Origin of the sequence: Methylotenera sp. (assembly GCF_036401095.1) — a bacterium.
Taxonomy (GTDB): Bacteria; Pseudomonadota; Gammaproteobacteria; order Burkholderiales; family Methylophilaceae; genus Methylotenera.
Map to the genome: position 1 here is coordinate 16,933 of NZ_DASWWA010000005.1, position 19,353 is coordinate 36,285.

Below are 19,353 nucleotides of genomic sequence, written 5' to 3' on the forward strand. Positions count from 1 at the left end.
ATAACGGCTGTTTATTAACAAGCAACTGTTTAGATTGTTGCTGCTTATACAACATAGGCAATCATGTGTTTTTTGCTGTTTACTTGAATATATTCAATTAAATCAATGCATTGTGTTTAATTTTTGACTTGGCACATATTCTGCAATCTCTATAACTGTTAAGGCGCTAGGTTACGACCATAAGTTACGACTTAGGTGCCATGCAAATTTCAATCACAGTTAAAGAGAGTATTCAATGAGAAGTAAAGAAATCAAAGGCGCACACCTGCGTCAGGAAACCTTCCAGTTAAAGCCGCTGGTGAAAAATGTATCAATAGCATTGGCAATTAGCGCAGCTGCGGTGTTCAACGCTAATCTGGCTTATGCAGAGGAGAGCGCCCCTGCCCAGTCTGAAGATAAAGCCAAAGTAGAAGGCGTGGCGCTGCCTTCAGTGACAGTAACTTCACAAAAGCGTGAGGAGAGTGTGCAGGAAGTAAAAACCGCGATTACTGCCTTAGGCGGTAAAGATTTGCTAGACCAAGGCGTAGGTCGCTCAGCCAGTGAAGTATTGAACTATGTACCTAATGCCTCAGCTGGAACGCAGCAGCATGGGCGCCCACGTTGGTGGATTCGTGGTGTAGGTGCTGGCCAGCAGCAATATGACTTATCCAATCCGGTTGGTTTTTATTTAGATGAAGTCTATATCAGCAACGCCAGTTCTACCGGCTTCCCCTTATTTGATATTGAGCGTGTGGAAGTGTTGCGCGGCCCGCAAGGTACATTGTGGGGTAAAAACACCACAGGCGGCGCGGTGAGCGTGGTTACAAAAAAACCATCATTTAATACCGATGCTAAAGACAATTACGTAAAAGTTGATTACGGTAGTTACAACGACAGAATCGTCCAAGGCGGTGTGGGTGGCGTGATTATTGATGAGCGCTTGGCAGGCCGTGTTTCGTTTTTACAAGAAGACCAAGATGGCCGTTTAAAGAACCAATATACCGGCAGCAATGATAGTGGATTATCTGAAGGTGCGATCCGCGGGCAGTTACTGGCTGTTTTAACGCCGGATTTAGAAGCACTGTTAAATGTGCATTACCGCAAATATGAAACCGATGGTGCCATTACCACCACCAGAAGTTATGCGGCCAATGGCGTGTTCCGTAATGGCTACAAGCCAAGTAAAGATATTAAGCATGTGAGCACCAATGCGCCTGACTCTAGCGACAACACGCAAAACGGCGTGAGCTTGAATTTGAAGTGGCAGTTGGGTCGCCTAGCGTTGACCTCTATTACGGGCTATGAAGATTTTCAGTCTGAAATTGTGACGGATAACGACTACACGCCGCTTGAGATTTCCAGGTCACATACCGATGGCAAGAGCCGTCAGTTTACCCAAGAGTTTAGGCTGGCATCGCCTAAAGAGGACCGCTGGAACTGGTTAGCGGGTGCTCACTATTTTAATGAAAATGTTAATTTTAGTACACAGGGCGCTAAGTTGCCGTCTGCCTCTGTGCCAGGTTTGGCAGGTGCGCCACCGGGTTCCACTTATAACAAGTCCGACTTAACGCATAATGCGGAGAGCTTTGCCTTGTTCGGCAGCAACACCTATAACTTTACCGATCAGTTCAATGCGACCTTGGGTGTGAGATGGACGCGCGAGACTAAAGAGTATGACCTGAACAGAAAAGGCTCAACCGGAACTGGTAGCTGGAGCAACCTGGCGCAGTGGTGGAGCACATATACCGGAGCATATGCAGCAGCAGGCCCATCTGGCTCTGGCACGTTTAGCGCTAAAGACTCTAAAACCTGGAATGCGTTAACTTACGATATTACGCCTGAGTATAAAATCACCCCGCATGACCGCGTATATGCAAAATATTCGCATGGGGAGAAATCTGGCGGCTTTAACACTGCCGCTACCAGCTTGGCTGCGGTGAATACGGTGAAACCTGAGCAATTAGATGCTTATGAGGTTGGCTATAAGTCAGAGTGGCTGGATGGGCGCTTAAACTTTAATACCAGCTTGTTCCATTACAACTATAAAGACGTACAGGTGAACGTGGTTGGCTTTAATGCCAATGCTAATACCACCGTTTCTTATTTGCAGAATGCTAAAAAAGCCACGGTAAACGGTGCTGAGTTTGAGGTGGAGGCTTTGCCGCTAGAGAACTTGCACGTGAATGCCAGTCTGGGCTTGCTAGACGCAGATTATGACAGCCTGCAGGTGGTGAACGGCGGTGCAGATTTGAGCGGTAGGTCATTGGTGCGTTCACCGCATGTAACCGCACAGCTTGCTGCTGATTATCGCATTCCGGTGCGTTACGGTAAGGTGATTATCGGTGCGGATGCACGCTACCAAGCTAAGCAGTATTACTTTATTGATCCACAGTCTGAAGCGCGTGCACATTTGAATCAAGATGCTTATACCTTGGCAAATGCACGGATTTCATTCGCGACGCACAATGACAAATATTTATTTACTGGCTACGTGAATAACCTATTTGATAAAGAGTACAAAAACCACTCATTACCAGCATTTAACGCCGGCCAGGGTGTTAATGGCGACAGCGTGTATTGGGCAGCGCCAAGAACAGTTGGCGTTTCAGTCACCACGCGCTGGTAATTATTCGCGCAAGCGTTGATGCAACAAACGCCAGATTCCCATTCGGTAGTCTGGCGTTATTTTTATCAGTAACACGCATATCGCAACATTGCGCCCGAGTCTGGCGCAAACCTTACTGTTATTCATTTCTATCCTGAGAGTTCATCCATATGAGCCAGTCCAATACGTTAAATACGCAACGTCCATTATTAGCCACCCACCATTTCACTTATTCATTTGTTGGCCTTGCGCTGATGAGCGGCATCACCATCGGTATGAATAAGATTCTAGTCACGCTGTTAGCGCTGCACCTGAACGCTGAGTCATGGCAGATAGGCTTGTTAATCGGGGCGGAAAGTTTATCCATGATGCTGATGTCGTTACCGGCCGGTATCTTTATCAGCCGCTTTAGTGCGCGCTGGGTATATGCAATTTCTAGTTTGGGTGCCATGACCTTATATCCGTTAATTGGTTATTCAACCTCTTGGTATCTGGCGGCCATCTTTTTGTTTATTGCCGGAATTTGTATTCCGTTTCGTGTGGTTGCCATGAACACCTCGTGGCTCGAGCGCCTACCCGAGGTGGGCACCAGCCGTGGTGGCTGGTATAGGGGCACCTTAATGCTGGGCATAGGCTTGGTCGGGCCATTGCTTGGTAATCTGGTCTCTAGCCATTTGGGGATACAGGGTAGCTACTGGATCACCAGCATATTATTTGCGGTGATGTCGTTTTATGGCTTCACCATTTTATCGCGCACGCGTGAGGCCGACACTGGCAAGAGCGTACGTGGCGGCGTGAAAGAAATGCTGCAATATCTGCGCGACCCGATGGTGCGTCAGGTATGTATCTATGATGGGCTGGGGGGCATGGTGCGTGGCTTCTTCGGCACTTTTATTATCGTGATTGCTGTGCGCCAATTTCACTGGAGTGCACAACAGGGAATCACGCTGATGGTGGTGGAGGGCGCAGCCTTTGTTGCGGTGCTGCTGTTGCTCGGGCATGTAGTGGCAAAGTTAGGTGAAAGGCTCACCTATAACTTAAGCCATGCCAGCCTGATTATAGGCTTGGCATTCTTAGGGCTAAGTAGTGGTGTGGTCGGTCTTTTGATTGGCGCTGTACTGCAGGCGATAGGCCAGGCGTTTAATCATCTGGTTAATATTTCACGTTTGGCACACTCAGGTAAAAATATGGGTCACGTTTCCGGCTTATTTACCATGGTAGGCATGGCTGGTGGCTTTGTAGGCGCCACGCTGGGCGGTTTTTTAAGCAAAGGCTTTGTGCTGCAAGATATATTTTTACTGTGGATTCCTATCTGGCTGGCGGTATGCCCGGGCTTTCGCGCGTTTATCAGCAGCAACTTTAAAAAACTGGCTGCATAAGGTGTTAATGGTTTGCAAAATCAACAGCGCTGTTTCTAGCCTTGTTGATTTTGCAGCAACTATTTAATTTTTATAACAATAGAAAGGTTTAATTCTTAAAAATAACAATAAAAATCAATTGCTTGCATTGATTTTTATTGGTGGCTGATATTGGCATGCATCCTGCAAATTAAAAGAGATAGCGCTACAGACAAATCAATGTAGCTAGTTAATCCAGTTTAATTTTAGGAGGAATGTATGACTACAGAGTTCTTGTGGCAATTGCCAACCAGTGGTGATGGACGTTACGGAAATAGTAGAAAAGAGCGTCGTGCAGAACGTACCTCATCAGCGCATCCCTACTCGGATGGCGTGACCGACCCGCGTGGTTTGAGCTTCAACTATTTTGATTACCTGCATCAGGTTGCGCGTGCGGCAGACCTTGCTGGTTTTGACGGCATCCGCATTCCGGAAGATATCAACGGCGATGAGCCATGGATTATTGCCGGTTATGTAGCACGTGGCAGCCGTCATTTAAAGCTAGTCACCGAGTTTGATGCCTCACGTGGCTCATCGGTGTATGCGGCAAAAAATACGGTGAGCTACCAGCGCTTTACCGATGGCCGCTTTGCCTGGCAGATTAGTGCCGGCGGTGATGATAAGCATAGACGCGCTTTGGGTGATTTTGTAGAAGATAGTGAAATTAACCCGCGTATTGAAGAGTTCGTCACCGTGGCGCGCGGTGTGCTCACCCAGTCTCCATACAGCTTTAAAGGCAAGTATTTTGAGGTGCTCAATGGCGGGTTCCAAGGTGCTTTATCTAACCAAAAAGTACCGCCTATCTACCTTTCCGGTAAGAGCAAAGAAGCCTTAGCGCTATCGGCCAAGGTGGCGGACTTTCACATTTTTGATGCAGACACGGTTGAAAATATTCAGCAGCAAATCCAAGAGCTTAGCGCGCTAGCCAAGCAGTACGGGCGTGAGCCAAGGTTTGCACTGCGCATAGATATCGTGAGCCGCGAAACTGAGGATGAAGCCATTTTTGATGCGCGCCGCTATTGGCAGCAGTCGGAGCAAGGCAATCATCAGCCTGTCATTAACGGTAATTTATGGGCAGGCCTCTCCACTGATACTACCGCGGCCAATGCCACGCTGGTGGGCAGCTATGAGCAAGTGACGCAAGCGCTTGTGGCTTATGCCGCCGCTGGGGTCAGCAGCTTCCTGCTTTCATCTGTCCCGCACTTTGAAGAGGCCTACCGCCTGGGTGAACACGTTTTGCCTGCGGTGCGCGCCCAAATCAAACACGACCAGCGTCGTGCAGCCTAACTAAATTTAAGGAATATTGTATGACTATTGATGTTTTCTGGCGGATTCCAACCCATGGCGAACCAAGCTCACACCGTAATCGCACCCCGCACCGCGGTGACTGGTTTCCTGGCGATGACACTAAAGCCAAGCCCGGCAGCGTAGGCGGCACAGGGCAGGGTTATATCGATTATGTGGCAGAAATTGCGCGTGCTGCCGAGATTTCAGGTTTTCAGGGAGGTTTGATTCCATCGTTCCCAATGACGGATGAGCCTTGGGTGATTTCTTCGTTACTGGCGCGTGAGACTTCTACGTTCCGCTTCATGATTCCGTTTCAGCCCGGTTTTCTTAACCCGGTGGTTGCTGCGCGCATGACTGCAAGCTTGCAGCGTGCAACTGGCGGCCGTGCTTTATACAACATCATTACCGGTGGCGGTGGCCCAGCGCAGCTATGGTGGGGAGATTCCGCCTCGCATGATGACCGCTATGGCCGCACCACTGAGTTTCTGGATGTATTAAAAGGAGTTTGGAATGGCGGGCCGTTCTCTTATCATGGCAAATTCTACCAAGTGGAAGATGCAGGCTTGGCGCACCCATTGTCGCAGGAAGAATATCCGGAAATCTACTTCTCCGGCTCTTCAGATGTAGCCCTGGCATCTGCTTCTAAGCATGCTGATTACTACTTAACTTGGCTGGAGCCGTTTGAGCAGCTGCGCGAGAAGTTTGACCGTGTTAAAGCACGCACCCAGACTCTCGGGCGCAAAATCAAATGCGCTATCCGTGTGGATATAATTGCCAGACCCACTGAAGAAGAGGCATGGGCGGAGATTGAAAAAGGCTTTAACAGCCTGAGCCGTGAAGCCTTGGATAAATTTCAGAACCCAGATGCCAGTGACTCAGTAGGTGCTGCGCGCCAGCGCGGCAATCGGCCGACCACCATCAACAGTTATAAAGATTTGATTATTGAGCCGAATGTTTGGTCAGGTTTTAGCCTGCTGCGCGGCGGTCAAACCAACGGCATCGTCGGTAGCTATGAGCAAGTGGCGGAGCGCTTGGATCAGCTGGTGGCACTGGGTGCAGATGCATTTATTTTGGCCAGCACACCACACTTGGAAGAAGCGTATCGCGTGGGCGAAGAAGTACTGCCGCTATTGCGCGGCAAGACTGACACCGCGATTTTACGTGCTGTGGGGTAATCAAGATGGCTAATCCATTATCAGTTAATCAACCAGCCAATGCTCCACTCAAAGACATCTGGTTTACGCGCTGCCCAGTACCCACGGCAACTGGCTTGGCGTATAAATTAGGATGGCTGGAAGACGAGTTTGCAAAAGACGGCATCTCTGTGGCAACGATTCAGGACGCGCCTAAAGCACTTGCGCGCCATCATTACGACCATGAAATCCCCAGCTTGATTCGCGAGGGCGGCAGCTTGCTTGCCCTAGCGGCCAAAGCTCAGGGTGCAAAAACAAAAGTCATCGGCCTTACCTGGATAGATGAGTGGCAGGTGATTTTGGTGCGTCCAGACTCGCTTATCAATCGTCCAGCAGACCTGAAAGGGCGACGTGTTGCGCTGCCAGCCTATGTGGAGCGTGAAATACCGTCACATGTGCGCGGCAGCAGCATTGCACGCGGCATGACCTTGCAAGGGGTGAAAGGCGTGTTGGCGTATGCAGGATTAACGTTGGATGACGTGTCCTTTGTCGAAGTTGGTTCTGGACAGGATTCAGATTCCGGCTTAGGCGGGCTATGGGCAGGGCTTGATAATCTAGCCCGCGGCGAAGTGGATGCGGTTTACGTTAAAGGAGCATCAGCAGTGGATGCCGCCAAACGCTACGGTGCTGTGGTCGGTATTGATATTGATCGATTCACCGACCGTCAATACCGTGTCAATAACGGTACGCCGCGACCAATTACTGTGCATGAAGACTTTATCGAAAACCACTTTGATTTGTTAGTGCGCTTTCTTGCACAAACCTTGCGTGCCGCAGATTGGGCTGCTTCTAATCTGGATGGGGTACATCAAATTTTAAAAAATGAAACCCGTGCCGGTGATGACGGGGTAGCAACGGCGTATCGCGATGGATTTCACCAATCGTTACACCCTAGCTTATCAAAAGAGTTACTGGACTTATTCAAAATCCAAAAGAACTTCACCTTAATCCACGGTGTGTTAGACCGTGATTTTAATCTGGACGCATGGGTAGACCCCAGACCACTAGCTGCTGCCCACCAGTGGCTGGATAACTATTACCAAACGCAGAGCAAAGCTGCGTAATTTATTTAATCTTAACGAAGGAGTTTTAATATGGGAAAAATCGATACAGAATTAGCCGCAGATGTGACGGCATTTGCACAAAGCGTGAAGCAAGACGCCGAGCACGCTTTTAGAGTGTTGCGCGAAACCGACACTACCACGGCTTATGGTACGGTGGGTTTTGTGGTGCGCGTGCCTGGGCACGAAAAGCTGGTGGTAGTGAACGACCCGGGTCCGTGGAATCGTGGCGCAGAAATCACGCCGGCTATTATTGGTTTTGATGGCACGGTGTATGCTGGCAACCATAGCGGCGGCAAGCGCTACAACAAATTGTTTATTGAGCATCCTGATGTGAATATCATTTCACACGTGCATACGCTGTATTTGGCGGCTTGGGCACAAACGCACCGTACTTTCCCAATCAACTATGTTGCGTTTAATCGCCACCATCTGGTGCGCGAGCTGCCAGTTTATATTGATAGACGCCAGCCGGAAGTAGATTTTATTGTTGAGAAAGTAAACGAAAACCCACATAACTTTGCAATCATTGAAGCCAATGGCGGCGGCACGGTATGGGGCAAAGGCGGTGTGCGAGCGCTGACTGACACCATTATTCTGCTGGAAGAAACTGCACGTTTACAGCTGCTGGCTGAAGCGGTAGGTGGATCAAGAAACTATGGTGCGGGTGCTTTAAGACAAAACTGGACCATGACTGGTTTGTTTGATGAAGCTAAAACCTTAGGCTTGTTGCCTATTACTGATATTTAGCGCGTCAGTATCACCATATTGCATACCCGGTAGTTGTCTGTGTAGGTAGACAGTTACCGGGGCGCATCCAATTTTAAGTTTTTTCATTCGGGTTTTTCTCAACCCCTGTTTTTACAATACTGATTTTTTCAAGGCTAGACGATGAACGATGACCAGCTAGGCATAGTTCGGCTTACTCACGACCGCAATAAAATTTACGCATGGCTTCACCCGTTATGTCAGGGGCAATGTGCTCCCACTGTGCAGGCGTGCTGTTCTTAAGGATGGCTTCGCCACTCCCCATATTCAGCTTGTAGTAGCTAGCGGCCATGGTTCTACGCATTTTGGTTTTACAGTTCACCTCAAGTAAAGATTTAACGGAGAGGTAAGTTTTATGCTGCGCAGTTTGCGTTGAGTTGTAGTCCTGCATTTGCCAAACTTTTAGCACACTGTCTTGATTGCGCAGCGTAGCCAGATTGTAATAAACCTTTACGCCACTCTGGTTGCTTGAGCCGCTAAACTCAGTCCAGTCCGCCCATGTGCTGGTGCTGATCAGTGCCAGTGTTAGAGAAATTAGCAGTTTTTTCATGTTGTGTTCCATTGTGGCTTGCTAGCAGGTTAATGTGTTATTGGTGAATCGCATTCATTTTGCGATCAAGGTCAGCAATGTCATTGGTGAGTTTGGCTCTTTCCTCTTCACTGATTTGCGAGCTGTTTAGGCGCTGCTGCAATTGATTGCGCACGGCCGCTAGCATTTTTGTGTGGGATGCCTGCGTTTCGACTTGCGGTGCTCGCATTTTAGCAAGTGCTGCGCTCAGTGCTTCGTACTCTTGGTCGGTAAGGCCAGTAATGCTTTTTAGCTCGGTTGCTGGTTGTGCTGGTGTGTTTGTCATGGTGAGGTTAAATGCATATTCAATTAAAAGATGGTGGAATCTTATCACAGGCGGCCTTGCATAGAGCGCTGGTCATCACATGCTGTGTTATATGATATAGGTGTTTAAAAAGTGCTTGAAAGTTCAAGCATAGACCCCAAATAAAAATTGGTAATCTATGGCTAAAAGGTAGATGATTATAGATATGTAGAATAATTCTAAGATTTTTAGTCAAGGAGAACGCTATGTCTGCACATACTTATAAACTCATCGAACTCGTAGGCAGCTCTAGTGTAGGCACTGATGATGCAATTCGTAACGCGATTGCGAAGGCCGCGCGCACCGTCAAACATATGGACTGGTTTGAAGTAGTTGAAACTAGGGGGCATATTGTGAATGGTGAGGTTGCGCATTTCCAAGTGACCATCAAGGTTGGTTTTAGAATAGAAGATTAAATAATAATGATCCATGGTTCCAGTTCATTACAAATACCTGCTTTATCCGATAATGATACGCAAGCATGGATAGATTCGTTAGCTAAGCATTACTCGCTTGCCGACGTCGAGCTCATTCGTCAGGCCTGCCAATTGGCAACGCTGGCTTATGATGCGCATACTGAGCTGAATGGTGAGCCGCTACTGCAGCATGCAACAAGCACGGCTGCTATATTAGTCAGCCTGAATATGGATGCTGAATCCATTATTGCCACCATTTTGTATGCGGCGCCTCAGCATATCGATAATTGGCAAGAAACCATCAAGCTGAGGTTCGGCAATAATATTGCGAGCATGGTTGAAGGCTTGCTACGTATCGCGCAAGTGCAGGAGTTCAGCGAGCTTGAGCGCTTGCACCTGCAAGAGCAGGGAAATGCAGATAACAGCAAGCAGGTTGAAAGCCTGCGCAAAATGCTGTTGGCCATGGTGCAGGATATTCGTGTAGTACTGATTAAATTAGCTGAGCGCACGCAAATACTGCGCAGCTTGGCTGGTGCCAGCCGTGAGCAGCAAATACTGATAGCGCGCGAAGTGCAGGGCATTTTTTCCCCGCTTGCCAATCGCCTTGGCGTGTGGCAACTCAAATGGGAGATGGAAGATCTCTCACTACGCTATTTAGAGCCACAGCTCTATAAAGAAGTCGCCAAGTTGCTGGATTCGCGCCGTGTGGACCGCGAGCAGTACATCGCCGATGTTGAGAATACCCTCAAGCAGAAGTTAGCGCAGGCGGGTATTAAAGCCGAGGTTTCCGGTCGGCCTAAACACATCTACAGCATTATCAATAAAATGCGGCGCAAAAATCTGGATTTTGAGCAGCTGTTTGATGTGCGTGCTGTGCGCATTCTGGTGGAGGATGTGAAGGACTGCTACAGTGCACTCAGCCTAGTACAAACTTTATGGCAGGCGATTCCGGGCGAGTTTGATGACTATATCGCACGCCCCAAAAGTAATAATTACCGTTCATTGCACACAGCCGTTACTGGCCCGCAGGGATTGGCGCTAGAGGTGCAAATCCGTACCTTTGAAATGCACCAGTACTCTGAGTTAGGCGTGGCAGCGCACTGGCGCTACAAGGAGGGTGGTAAGTCCGATATCGTACTGGACGAGAAAATTGCCTGGCTACGTCAGATTTTGGCATGGAAAGAAGGTGCCACTGATAGCGGTGATTTACTGGAGCAATTTAAGACCGAATTGTTTCAGGAGAGCGTATATGTGTTTACGCCGCAAGGGCGGGTGATCGATTTACCCAAGGACGCCACGCCTATTGATTTTGCCTATGCCCTGCATACGGATTTAGGGCACAGAACCCGTGGCGCTAAAGTAGACGGTAATATCGTACCGCTTAATTACAAGCTGCAAAACGCACAACGTATTGAAATCCTCACCACCAAGCTTGGTGCGCCCAGCCGTGATTGGTTAAGCCCGACTTTAGGTTACCTAAAAAGTGCCAGCGCACGTGCCAAGGTGCGGCACTGGTTCAGGCATCAGCACGCAGAAGAAAACGTGACGCAAGGCCGTGCAAAGTTAGATAAAGAGCTACACCGTGCAGGCGTAGGTGCGATTAATCAGGAAAAAATCGCCCAGAAGCTGCACTTTAATAAGTTAGAAGACTTTTTAAGCGCGATAGGCCGTGGTGATGTGAGCGAGTATCAAATCGCGGGTGCAATCCACGAAATCGCACACCTGAAACCGATGGAAAAAGCTAATCAGGTGATTGCGCGCAAGACAACAGCCCAGCCCGTGGCAACCGAGGTGACGGTAGAGGGCGTTGGCAACCTGCAGACCTATATGGCACAGTGCTGCAAGCCAGTTTTTCCGGATGCTATTGTCGGCTATGTGACCTGCGACCGCGGTGTGACGATACACAGCCAAGCCTGCACGTTTATTCGGCGCCTGCCTGATGAACGCCATGATCGCTTGCTACACGCGCAGTGGCGTACTGGTAAAGACAAAAAACATACAGCCTAAGCACGCGTTGGCATCGCCGCAGCGTGCGGTAGGCTAAATTGTCAGCACCGTTGCGCCCGTTGTTTTACGAGCCTCCAGGTCGCGGTGGGCGATGGCGGCATCTTTGAGCGCATAGGTCTGGTTAACATAAATGTTCACCTTGCCGCTCGCTACCACTTCAAACAAGTCTGCGGTGTTTTCTTCAAGCTGGGGGCAGCTGGCAATAAAGGTGGCAAGTGCAGGCCTGGTCACCATAAGTGAGCCTTTTTGTGCCAGCACGGATAAATCCAGCGGCGGTACTGGGCCTGAAGAGGCGCCGAACAGCACCATTAATCCTCTAGGTTGCAGGCAATCTAGCGATTGCATAAAAGTGTCTTTGCCGACTGAATCGTAAATCACCGGAAGTTTTTTGCCATTGGTAATTTCTAATACACGGGCTGCAAAATTTTCGCGGGTGTAAATGATGGGGTAATGGCAGCCATTGGCTTTTGCTAATGCCGCTTTTTCTTCGGTAGAAACTGTGCCAATCACGGTTGCACCCAGCGCCGCTGCCCACTGGCATACGATAAGCCCCACGCCACCAGCTGCGGCATGTACCAGTATGGTATCGCCGGCACTCACCTTGTAGATATCTCGAATCAGGTAGCGTGCGGTCATGCCTTGTAGCATCATGGCGGCCGCGGTGTTGTCATCAATGCTATCCGGCAGTTTAATTAAGCGCTCTGCCGCAATCAGTCTGGATTCAGCATAGGCACCAATCACTGAGGCATAAGCTACACGATCCCCCACTTTTAAATGCGTAACATCCGCGGCCACTGCTTCTACAACGCCTGCAGCTTCCATGCCCGGAATGAACGGCAACGGTAGCGGGTATAGTCCGGTACGGTGATACACATCGATGAAGTTCAGCCCCACTGCAGTTTGCTGTAGTCTGACCTGACCTGCATCTGGCGTGCCTACTGTAATTGGCTCCCATTGCAATACTTTGGGGCCGCCTGTTTGATGAACCTTAATCGCATGTGACATGGTCTAATTTCTTTAACACGATGGAAATAATGCTAAAAATAATAGCACTAAATATTGGCCGCAATGAACAGCAGTTGTGAATAATTATGGCAATTGAATCAGCCTGATATTGACTATCCGTTGGGTTGTCAGTATAGTGCCGGCCTTCGGCGTGTAGCGTAGCCTGGTAGCGCGCCTGCTTTGGGAGCAGGATGTCGGGAGTTCGAATCTCTCCACGCCGACCATAATATCCCCCTGTTTTACCTCTAGGTTTTGCATCATTTGCAAACCGTGACTTCTGTGCAGCCTTGCGTGTTGCAGTCTGATGTTGTTTAGATATTCCCTAGTATTTTAGTAATATTCCAGAATGAAACCATTGCTGCACTGTTTAGTCCAATCCAGTGATTGCTAGGACAATCCTGTTTGCGCAATCAGTTTGATGTTAAACATTTTAGGAGAAACATCATGGCAAAAGGACAGCTACACAAAAACAAAGAGGCAAAAAAACCTAAGCAAAGCAAAAAACCAGTAGTGATGCCGGGTTCCACTGTTATGCCAAGCAAACCTGCTATGCCCAAAAAGTAGGGTAGACTGGAGTTGCACTTCATCTCGCGTGGTAGGTGGGTACCGTGCATTTAACTTTAAAGGAGCTTAGGCTCCTTTTTTGTTGCGGCGTCTTGCTGAAGTCTAGTCTTAACCAATAGTAGCTTGCGACTAATAGCTTTTTAACTTTAATAAGTTATGGCACTATGCCATTATGAAACTTCCGCACAATTCAGGCTCAGCCACTGGCCCAACGAGTGTACCCGCTGGGGATGCTGAAGACATGGCGCTACCAGAAGCTTTATCCACGCTTTCTTCTGCTTTTGATCAAGAGGCAGAGTCATTATTATCATCCAGTGCTGTGATTCAGAAGGTACTCGATTGTTTACCATCCGTGGTCGGCTATTGGGACAAAGCGCTAAAAAACCGCCTTGCCAATAAAGCTTACGAACAGTGGTTTGGTGTTGAGGCGAGTGAGCTGCGTGGCAAGCATATTTGGGAGTTGCTGGGAGATGAGTTGTACCGTCTCAACCTCCCACATATTGAAGGCGCATTAAGGGGCGAACCTCAAACCTTTGAGCGCATTATCCCTAAGGCTGATGGCAGCTCCCGCCACTCCCTAACAAACTATATTCCGGATGTAAGAGATGGCGAGGTAAAAGGCTTCTTTGTTTTGCTCACCGATATTAGTGCGATTAAAAAAGCAGAGGCGGTGTTGCGGGGGAGCGAAGAGCGTTTCCGTTCAGTGGTGCAAGATCAGACCGAGGTAATTTCAAGGCTGCGTGCTGACGGTACTTATATTTTTGTGAATGATGTTTATTGTCGCTTCTTTGGTAAGACCGAGCAGGAGATGATAGGCTCAACTTGGAAGCCCGTGGTGTACCCTGAAGATTTACAGCGCGTGGTGGACGAGCTAGCCATGTTGTCAGCGTCTAACCCAGTAGTGATGATAGAAAATCGGGTGCTTTCAGCTACGGGCGATGTTCACTGGATGCAGTTTAGTAACCGCGGTATTTTTGATGAGCACGGTCAGCTCACAGAAATCCAATCGGTAGGCCGCGATATTAGTGACCGTAAACGAGCTGAGGACGAGGTACAGAAGTTAGCCTACAAAGACCCGTTAACTGGTCTATCTAATCGGCGCTTAATGCTGGATAGATTAGGCATAGCCTTGGCAACTTCCGCGCGCAGCATGCAGTATGGCGCTTTGCTATTTCTGGATTTAGATAAATTTAAAGTTATTAACGATACACAAGGCCATGGTGATGGCGATTTGCTCTTAATTGAAGTGGCAAAAAGAATTACCGCTTGTGTGCGCGAGATAGATACCGTTGCGCGCCAGGGTGGTGATGAATTTGTAGTGCTGGTAGAACGTTTAGGCGAAAGCTTGGAAGATGCCTCACGTACGGTGGCTAAGATTGCTGAAACCATACGTCTGGCGCTGGCTGAGCCCTACCAAATTAATAATGTGCATATCCATAGCTCATCCAGTATTGGTATCTCGCTGTTTTGTGGCCATGATAAAGATGTAGATGAGCTGATTAAGCGTGCCGATATGGCAATGTATCAGGCAAAGGATGGCGGCCGCAATCGTACCCGCTTTTTTGATCCGCAGATGCAGGAGCTGGTGGAGGTACGCGCTACTTTGGAGTCTGATTTACACAATGCACTGGAGACTGATCAGTTTGAGCTGCATTATCAGCTACAGGTTGATCATGAAAATAAACCCATCGGTGCAGAGGCCCTGATTCGCTGGGTGCACCCGCAACGCGGTATGATTTCCCCCGCTCATTTTATTCCGGTAGCAGAAGAAAGCGCGCTTATCCTGAATATAGGGGATTGGGTGCTGGATGAAGCTTGTCGCCAAATTGCAGTTTGGAGCACCAATGCTAGAATGTGCGATTTAGTGCTGGCGGTGAATATCAGCGCACAGCAATTTAAGCAGACGCATTTTGTAGACCAGGTGATTGCTGCGATTCATAAGCATGGCATAGATCCCACGCGGCTAAAGCTGGAGTTAACCGAAAGCGTAGCGCTGGATGATATTACCGATGTGATTGCCAAAAAGAATTTGTTAAGACAAAAAGTAGGCGTGACGCTGTCTTTAGATGATTTTGGTACCGGCTTCTCTTCACTCTCTTATTTAAAGCGCTTACCGCTAGATCAGATTAAGATTGACCAAAGCTTTGTACGCGATATCACTACCGATAAAAGTGATGCGGTGATGGTGAAAACCATTATCGATATGGCGCAGAACTTTAGCCTAAACGTGATTGCGGAAGGGGTGGAGACTGAGGCGCAACTGGCTTTTCTGAAGCATCATGAATGTAAAGCCTACCAAGGCTATTTATTTAGCAAACCGCTACCTATTGAGCAATTTGATGCATTAATGCAGGATTATGCGCATCATGGCAATATCACCAAGTTGGTTTAAGCCTAAGTTTACTCTTAGCAGCTTACCGGATGCTGCGTTTCTTCCCTATGAATTAGCCTCTGTCAGCATGTGCGCCACCGCCCGTTTAAAGGGTGAGATACGGTTACCTAAACGCAATGATGCCGCTCTAATCAGGCGTGCCGGCAGGGTGTCATTACCATACAACTTGGCAATTGCATGCGTGGCTAAAAACAGCGGGCGTGTTTTGAGGCGATGCTTTCTTTGGTAACGCTCAAGCAGGGCGCTGGCCGCGATATTACTACCACGTGATTTAGCCATTTTAACTTCCTCAGCAAGGATATTGATGCCGAACAATCCAAAATTAAAACCATGTGCCGTGACTGGGTGCATCCCCACGGCAGCATCGCCAATTAAAGCAAAGCGTTTTGCCACCAATTGGCTGGCGTAGGCGGTCACCAGCGGGTAGGCATGGCGTGTTGATGCCAGTTGCATGCTGCCTAATCTATGCTTAAAGCGTAGCGCAACTTCCTGATTAAACTCTGTTTCGCTTAGCGCCATCAGTCGTTCAATGTCTGCAGCGGGCAGTGTAATGACCACAGAGGATTGTGTGCCGTTCATTGGTAAAAGCGCTAAGGTTTGGCCGTAATCAAACCACTCCCATGCGACGTGATGATGCGGGATGCTGTGTTGCATCACACATACCATCATGGTTTTGCCAAAGTCATGCATGGTGGCAGGGATACCCATGGCGCGTCTGGTTTCAGAAAAGCGACTGTCTGCCGCCACCAATAGCTGTGCTTGTAGTTTACTGCCATCGGTCAGGCTGATGTAGGCACCGTCGTTATCTGTGCTAATGGCCGAAATGGCTGATTCAGTCAGTAAGGTAATATCTGCCGATGCTTTCACAGCCTCATAAGCGGCCTTGCGGATAAGGTGATTGGCTACTAAATAGCCTAAGGACGCGGTTTTATTGGCGTCGTGCTCGATATGCATAGCATACAGCGAGGGGCCATTGAGCACCTTGGCATCGCGTAATAGTGAAATAGCGTCGGTATCAATGCGTTGCCACATCCCTAATGCCTGAATAATATGTGCAGAGCGGTGTGTGAGTGCAATTTCACGCCCATCAAAAGCTGGGTCTGCCAGCATAGATTCTGATTGACGCTCCAGTATAGCGATGCGCAAGCCGCAGCCGGCAACCGCCTGAGCAAAGCATAGGCCAGCCGGCCCGGCCCCGACAATCACGATATCAAAGTTCATCATAATGCTAGCAAGCGCTATTGGTGTTAGAGATAGCGCTTAGATTACGGTAAATACGGAGGTTGGCATTGACTCAGGTCAAGCTGCCGCAGATTGAGAACAATTCTTGTGGATTACCGCATAGGTTAAGGCAGTAAATTTAGCCTTTTTGCTTGATGGCGAGTACTGACTGATTACGTAAGGTGCGCAATAGGGAAAGCTGCCTGGTGGAAACCTGCATGCTATTGGCCTGTTCCATATCTGCGTAGAACATCCCCAGTGCTTTGTTATTTACCATAATTGGCAGTAGTAAAAAACTTTGTGACGATACCGCTTGCCTGTACCACTGCGGAATCTTGGCGGTTACATTTTCTGCCGTAATATCTTCTAGCATCAAGTCGGCACCCTTGCTGGTTGCAAGGTGAAATACATCAGGAGTGAAGTCTAAACCAAACCTGAATTTCTTCAGTACCGTATCAATGTCCTGACCAAAGCCGAAGCGTGCCGCCATTTGATTGTTTTTGACATCGCGAATAAACAGGATAGTACGGTTAAAGCCCATACCACGGTGCATGGTTTCCAGCACCATCTGCATAATGTCATTCAGTTGATGTTCTTCTATCAGGGTGTTGGTCACTTCCTGAATGCCCTCGGTGAGGATAGACTCAGAATCAGGCTTCGCCGGCTCACTGCCTTTTTCATCCGCTGCTTCAAGATTGATACCTAATGCGGTGAGTTCAGTTTCTTCTGCCGCTTTGTTTGATGCCTCAACCCGCGCGCCTATCCAAGTGTTAACGCGTGACATTAGCTGGCTTTGTGCCACATTAATGCCGACCACTCTGGCGCGCGTGGCAAGCTCATCTAAAGCCTGCTCCATCGATTTACGCAGTAGTGGCTCTGATACGCTAAGCGCATTTTCGTAGCGGGTGGTTAGTTGCTTGAGTGCTTTGGATTTGTCGGCGATATTGCCGTTGCTGGCAATCGTGCATAACTCATTAGCCAGATTAACCGTTAGCGACAAACTCTCCAGTTCACCATTGGGTTTGATGATTTTATTGCTGTCCAGTTTACGCATGCCGGCGATTAAGCGTGGTGGGAAGTTCCAGCTTTTAGCAACGCCTATGCCCAGCTCGTTATAAGTCATGCCCAGTACTTTAATTGCCGCTTTGTCTTCGCTATCACCTTGCTCAATCAGGCGTGCAACTTGCTGGCTTTCTTCAAAAAAGTAAAAGCTGACGAGCAGTTTGCCTAAGTTGCGGAACATGGAGCAAATAATGGCTTCTTCTGCATTTCTGACATGGCTGGTGGGAGCTAGCTGTGCCGCGACGATTCCGGCAAAGAAAGATGACAGTACATCATCTTTTAACTGTGATGCCTGTGCCTTGTTTTGCAAAAAATCCAGCAATATCAGTGACATTGCTACATTTCGTATGGTTTCAAATCCCAAGATGACCACGGCTTTGGAGATAGTGTTGATATGGCCGCCAAATTGCCCGTAGGTAACTGTATTGACCAGTTTTAATAATTTATTGGTAAGTGCAAAGTCATTCAGAATGCTCTGCGCCAGCGCGTTGTTGCTGGCTGAGTCGTCATCTGCTAGCCGATTGATTTCGCTAATGGTGTGTGACAGTGCTGGAAAGTCACTTTTACTGCGCATGCGTCGCAGCAAAAAGTCCATGGTGCTGTGCGCGTCTACCGGTTTATGCTCGCCCTGTACTGGCGTCAGATAATCTTGCAAAGCCTTGCGCATAGTTTCGGCATCTGCGTACCTATCTTCCGGCGCTTTACTCGTGGCTTTCAGGGTAATACATTCTAAGGCTTCATCAAGATGGATCTGCATTGATTGCAGGCTGGTGGTACCAGCCTTGGCCGCCGCGATCGGTTTTTTTGCTTTTTCAATAAATGGCAGCCCGGTCACTAGCTCCTGCAACAATACCCCTAATGAGAATATATCTGCAGCAACTGTAGCCTTGCCACCAGCGATAAGTTCGGGAGCGGTATAGGGAGTGGCGGATTGCGCGTGATCACCTTTTGCTACAACACTCGCCATGCCTATGCCTATCAGCATGGGGCTCTGGTCTTCGGCAATCATAATGTGTTCTGCCTGCAGGTCTAAGGGCAGAACGCCCTGAGCATGTGCGTAGCTCACTGCTTTTAGTACGTCAGCAATCATTTGTGCAGCTTGTGTTGCCGCCCATGGTTGAGATGATTTTAATTGCTGCGATAGCATGGTGCCGTTAACCAATGCATAAACCAGATAAGGCGCACCTTCATGCTCGTCTGCCTCTAGCAGGGTGGCAATATTCTTATGCTGTAATTTGCTGACAATCCTTACCTGCGGTAACAAAGCTTCTAGCGGCACATCGCCATTGGGCAGCAGTGTAATCAGCACTTCGCGCTCCATGCGCGGGTCGCGGGCTAAACAGATAGTGCTTTGCTTGCTTTCATCAAGCTTGCGTAGCAATTCAAAGCGACCTAACTTGCTGTGCATGGGTTTTCCTGGCGTGGGTGACTTTGCTGGTGATTAACACGGAGTATGTTGATATGAGTGCCACATCATTCTGTGCCTGTTATCTGGCAAAAGCCACCCCTAATTTTTGTTATGTA

General features: G+C 48.6%; 14 protein-coding genes and 1 tRNA gene. 10 read left to right on the top strand and 5 right to left on the bottom strand.

Annotated features, from left to right (window positions below):
* Positions 1-235 precede the first annotated feature (235 nt).
* From VGD82_RS05090 to VGD82_RS05115, 6 genes are all read left to right on the top strand, one after another.
* The gene (locus VGD82_RS05090; RefSeq protein ID WP_331019373.1) at positions 236-2,605 is read left to right on the top strand and encodes a TonB-dependent receptor; all 2,370 of its coding nucleotides are present in this window, start codon (positions 236-238) and stop codon (positions 2,603-2,605) included.
* Positions 2,606-2,754: 149 nt separating this feature from the next.
* Positions 2,755-3,963, top strand: coding sequence for an MFS transporter (locus tag VGD82_RS05095; protein ID WP_331019374.1), 1,209 nt, complete (start codon positions 2,755-2,757; stop codon positions 3,961-3,963).
* A 237-nt stretch (positions 3,964-4,200) separates the two neighbouring features.
* Entirely contained in the window at positions 4,201-5,268 is a 1,068-nt protein-coding gene (locus VGD82_RS05100; protein WP_331019375.1) for an LLM class flavin-dependent oxidoreductase, read from the top strand.
* Positions 5,269-5,288: 20 nt separating this feature from the next.
* Positions 5,289-6,443 carry an LLM class flavin-dependent oxidoreductase gene (locus tag VGD82_RS05105; protein ID WP_331019376.1) on the top strand — a complete coding sequence of 385 codons (1,155 nt, stop codon included), beginning with the start codon at positions 5,289-5,291 and terminating at the stop codon, positions 6,441-6,443.
* 5 nt (positions 6,444-6,448) lie between these two features.
* The gene (locus tag VGD82_RS05110; RefSeq protein WP_331019377.1) at positions 6,449-7,525 is read left to right on the top strand and encodes an ABC transporter substrate-binding protein; all 1,077 of its coding nucleotides are present in this window, start codon (positions 6,449-6,451) and stop codon (positions 7,523-7,525) included.
* 30 nt (positions 7,526-7,555) lie between these two features.
* On the top strand, positions 7,556-8,272 hold the full coding sequence (locus VGD82_RS05115) for a class II aldolase/adducin family protein (RefSeq protein WP_331019378.1): 717 nt from the start codon (positions 7,556-7,558) through the stop codon (positions 8,270-8,272).
* A gap of 172 nt (positions 8,273-8,444) precedes the next feature.
* Here VGD82_RS05115 and VGD82_RS05120 read toward each other — a convergent pair whose 3' ends face one another.
* Together VGD82_RS05120 and VGD82_RS05125 are read right to left on the bottom strand one after the other, a co-directional pair.
* A complete protein-coding gene (locus VGD82_RS05120; RefSeq protein ID WP_331019379.1) occupies positions 8,445-8,840 on the bottom strand; it encodes a surface-adhesin E family protein in 396 nt (131 codons plus the stop codon).
* Positions 8,841-8,877: 37 nt separating this feature from the next.
* Positions 8,878-9,144, bottom strand: a complete 267-nt coding sequence (locus VGD82_RS05125; protein WP_331019380.1) for a hypothetical protein — start codon at positions 9,142-9,144, stop codon at positions 8,878-8,880.
* Positions 9,145-9,368: 224 nt separating this feature from the next.
* Here VGD82_RS05125 and VGD82_RS05130 point away from each other — a divergent pair, with 224 nt between their 5' ends.
* A complete protein-coding gene (locus VGD82_RS05130) occupies positions 9,369-9,578 on the top strand; it encodes a dodecin (protein ID WP_331019381.1) in 210 nt (69 codons plus the stop codon).
* A 6-nt stretch (positions 9,579-9,584) separates the two neighbouring features.
* Positions 9,585-11,585: a bifunctional (p)ppGpp synthetase/guanosine-3',5'-bis(diphosphate) 3'-pyrophosphohydrolase gene (locus VGD82_RS05135; protein ID WP_331019382.1), complete on the top strand. Its 2,001-nt coding sequence runs from the start codon at positions 9,585-9,587 to the stop codon at positions 11,583-11,585.
* Positions 11,586-11,618: 33 nt separating this feature from the next.
* Here the strand turns inward: VGD82_RS05135 and VGD82_RS05140 are convergent, their stop codons facing one another.
* On the bottom strand, positions 11,619-12,590 hold the full coding sequence (locus tag VGD82_RS05140; protein ID WP_331019383.1) for a quinone oxidoreductase: 972 nt from the start codon (positions 12,588-12,590) through the stop codon (positions 11,619-11,621).
* Between the two features lie 147 nt (positions 12,591-12,737).
* Here VGD82_RS05140 and VGD82_RS05145 point away from each other — a divergent pair.
* Together VGD82_RS05145 and VGD82_RS05150 are read left to right on the top strand one after the other, a co-directional pair.
* Positions 12,738-12,814: transfer RNA gene (locus VGD82_RS05145), tRNA-Pro, on the top strand.
* 512 nt (positions 12,815-13,326) lie between these two features.
* The gene (locus tag VGD82_RS05150) at positions 13,327-15,546 is read left to right on the top strand and encodes a putative bifunctional diguanylate cyclase/phosphodiesterase (protein ID WP_331019384.1); all 2,220 of its coding nucleotides are present in this window, start codon (positions 13,327-13,329) and stop codon (positions 15,544-15,546) included.
* A 45-nt stretch (positions 15,547-15,591) separates the two neighbouring features.
* Here the strand turns inward: VGD82_RS05150 and ubiM are convergent, their stop codons facing one another.
* Positions 15,592-16,770 (bottom strand): 5-demethoxyubiquinol-8 5-hydroxylase UbiM, encoded by a 1,179-nt coding sequence (ubiM, locus tag VGD82_RS05155; protein ID WP_331019385.1) that lies wholly within the window; start codon positions 16,768-16,770, stop codon positions 15,592-15,594.
* Between the two features lie 136 nt (positions 16,771-16,906).
* A complete protein-coding gene (locus VGD82_RS05160) occupies positions 16,907-19,237 on the bottom strand; it encodes an HDOD domain-containing protein (RefSeq protein WP_331019386.1) in 2,331 nt (776 codons plus the stop codon).
* Between the last annotated feature and the right edge of the window lie 116 nt (positions 19,238-19,353).

What these genes read in the sequence shown, in the direction of transcription:
- VGD82_RS05150 (WP_331019384.1), top strand. Translation starts at nt 13,327, where the DNA reads ATGAAACTTCCGCACAATTCAGGCTCAGCCACTGGCCCAACGAGTGTA.
- VGD82_RS05135 (WP_331019382.1), top strand. Translation starts at nt 9,585, where the DNA reads ATGATCCATGGTTCCAGTTCATTACAAATACCTGCTTTATCCGATAAT.
- VGD82_RS05130 (WP_331019381.1), top strand. Translation starts at nt 9,369, where the DNA reads ATGTCTGCACATACTTATAAACTCATCGAACTCGTAGGCAGCTCTAGT.
- VGD82_RS05100 (WP_331019375.1), top strand. Translation starts at nt 4,201, where the DNA reads ATGACTACAGAGTTCTTGTGGCAATTGCCAACCAGTGGTGATGGACGT.
- VGD82_RS05095 (WP_331019374.1), top strand. Translation starts at nt 2,755, where the DNA reads ATGAGCCAGTCCAATACGTTAAATACGCAACGTCCATTATTAGCCACC.
- VGD82_RS05160 (WP_331019386.1), bottom strand. Translation starts at nt 19,237, where the DNA reads ATGCACAGCAAGTTAGGTCGCTTTGAATTGCTACGCAAGCTTGATGAA.
- VGD82_RS05125 (WP_331019380.1), bottom strand. Translation starts at nt 9,144, where the DNA reads ATGACAAACACACCAGCACAACCAGCAACCGAGCTAAAAAGCATTACT.
- VGD82_RS05090 (WP_331019373.1), top strand. Translation starts at nt 236, where the DNA reads ATGAGAAGTAAAGAAATCAAAGGCGCACACCTGCGTCAGGAAACCTTC.
- VGD82_RS05115 (WP_331019378.1), top strand. Translation starts at nt 7,556, where the DNA reads ATGGGAAAAATCGATACAGAATTAGCCGCAGATGTGACGGCATTTGCA.
- VGD82_RS05120 (WP_331019379.1), bottom strand. Translation starts at nt 8,840, where the DNA reads ATGAAAAAACTGCTAATTTCTCTAACACTGGCACTGATCAGCACCAGC.
- VGD82_RS05140 (WP_331019383.1), bottom strand. Translation starts at nt 12,590, where the DNA reads ATGTCACATGCGATTAAGGTTCATCAAACAGGCGGCCCCAAAGTATTG.
- VGD82_RS05110 (WP_331019377.1), top strand. Translation starts at nt 6,449, where the DNA reads ATGGCTAATCCATTATCAGTTAATCAACCAGCCAATGCTCCACTCAAA.
- ubiM (WP_331019385.1), bottom strand. Translation starts at nt 16,770, where the DNA reads ATGATGAACTTTGATATCGTGATTGTCGGGGCCGGGCCGGCTGGCCTA.
- VGD82_RS05105 (WP_331019376.1), top strand. Translation starts at nt 5,289, where the DNA reads ATGACTATTGATGTTTTCTGGCGGATTCCAACCCATGGCGAACCAAGC.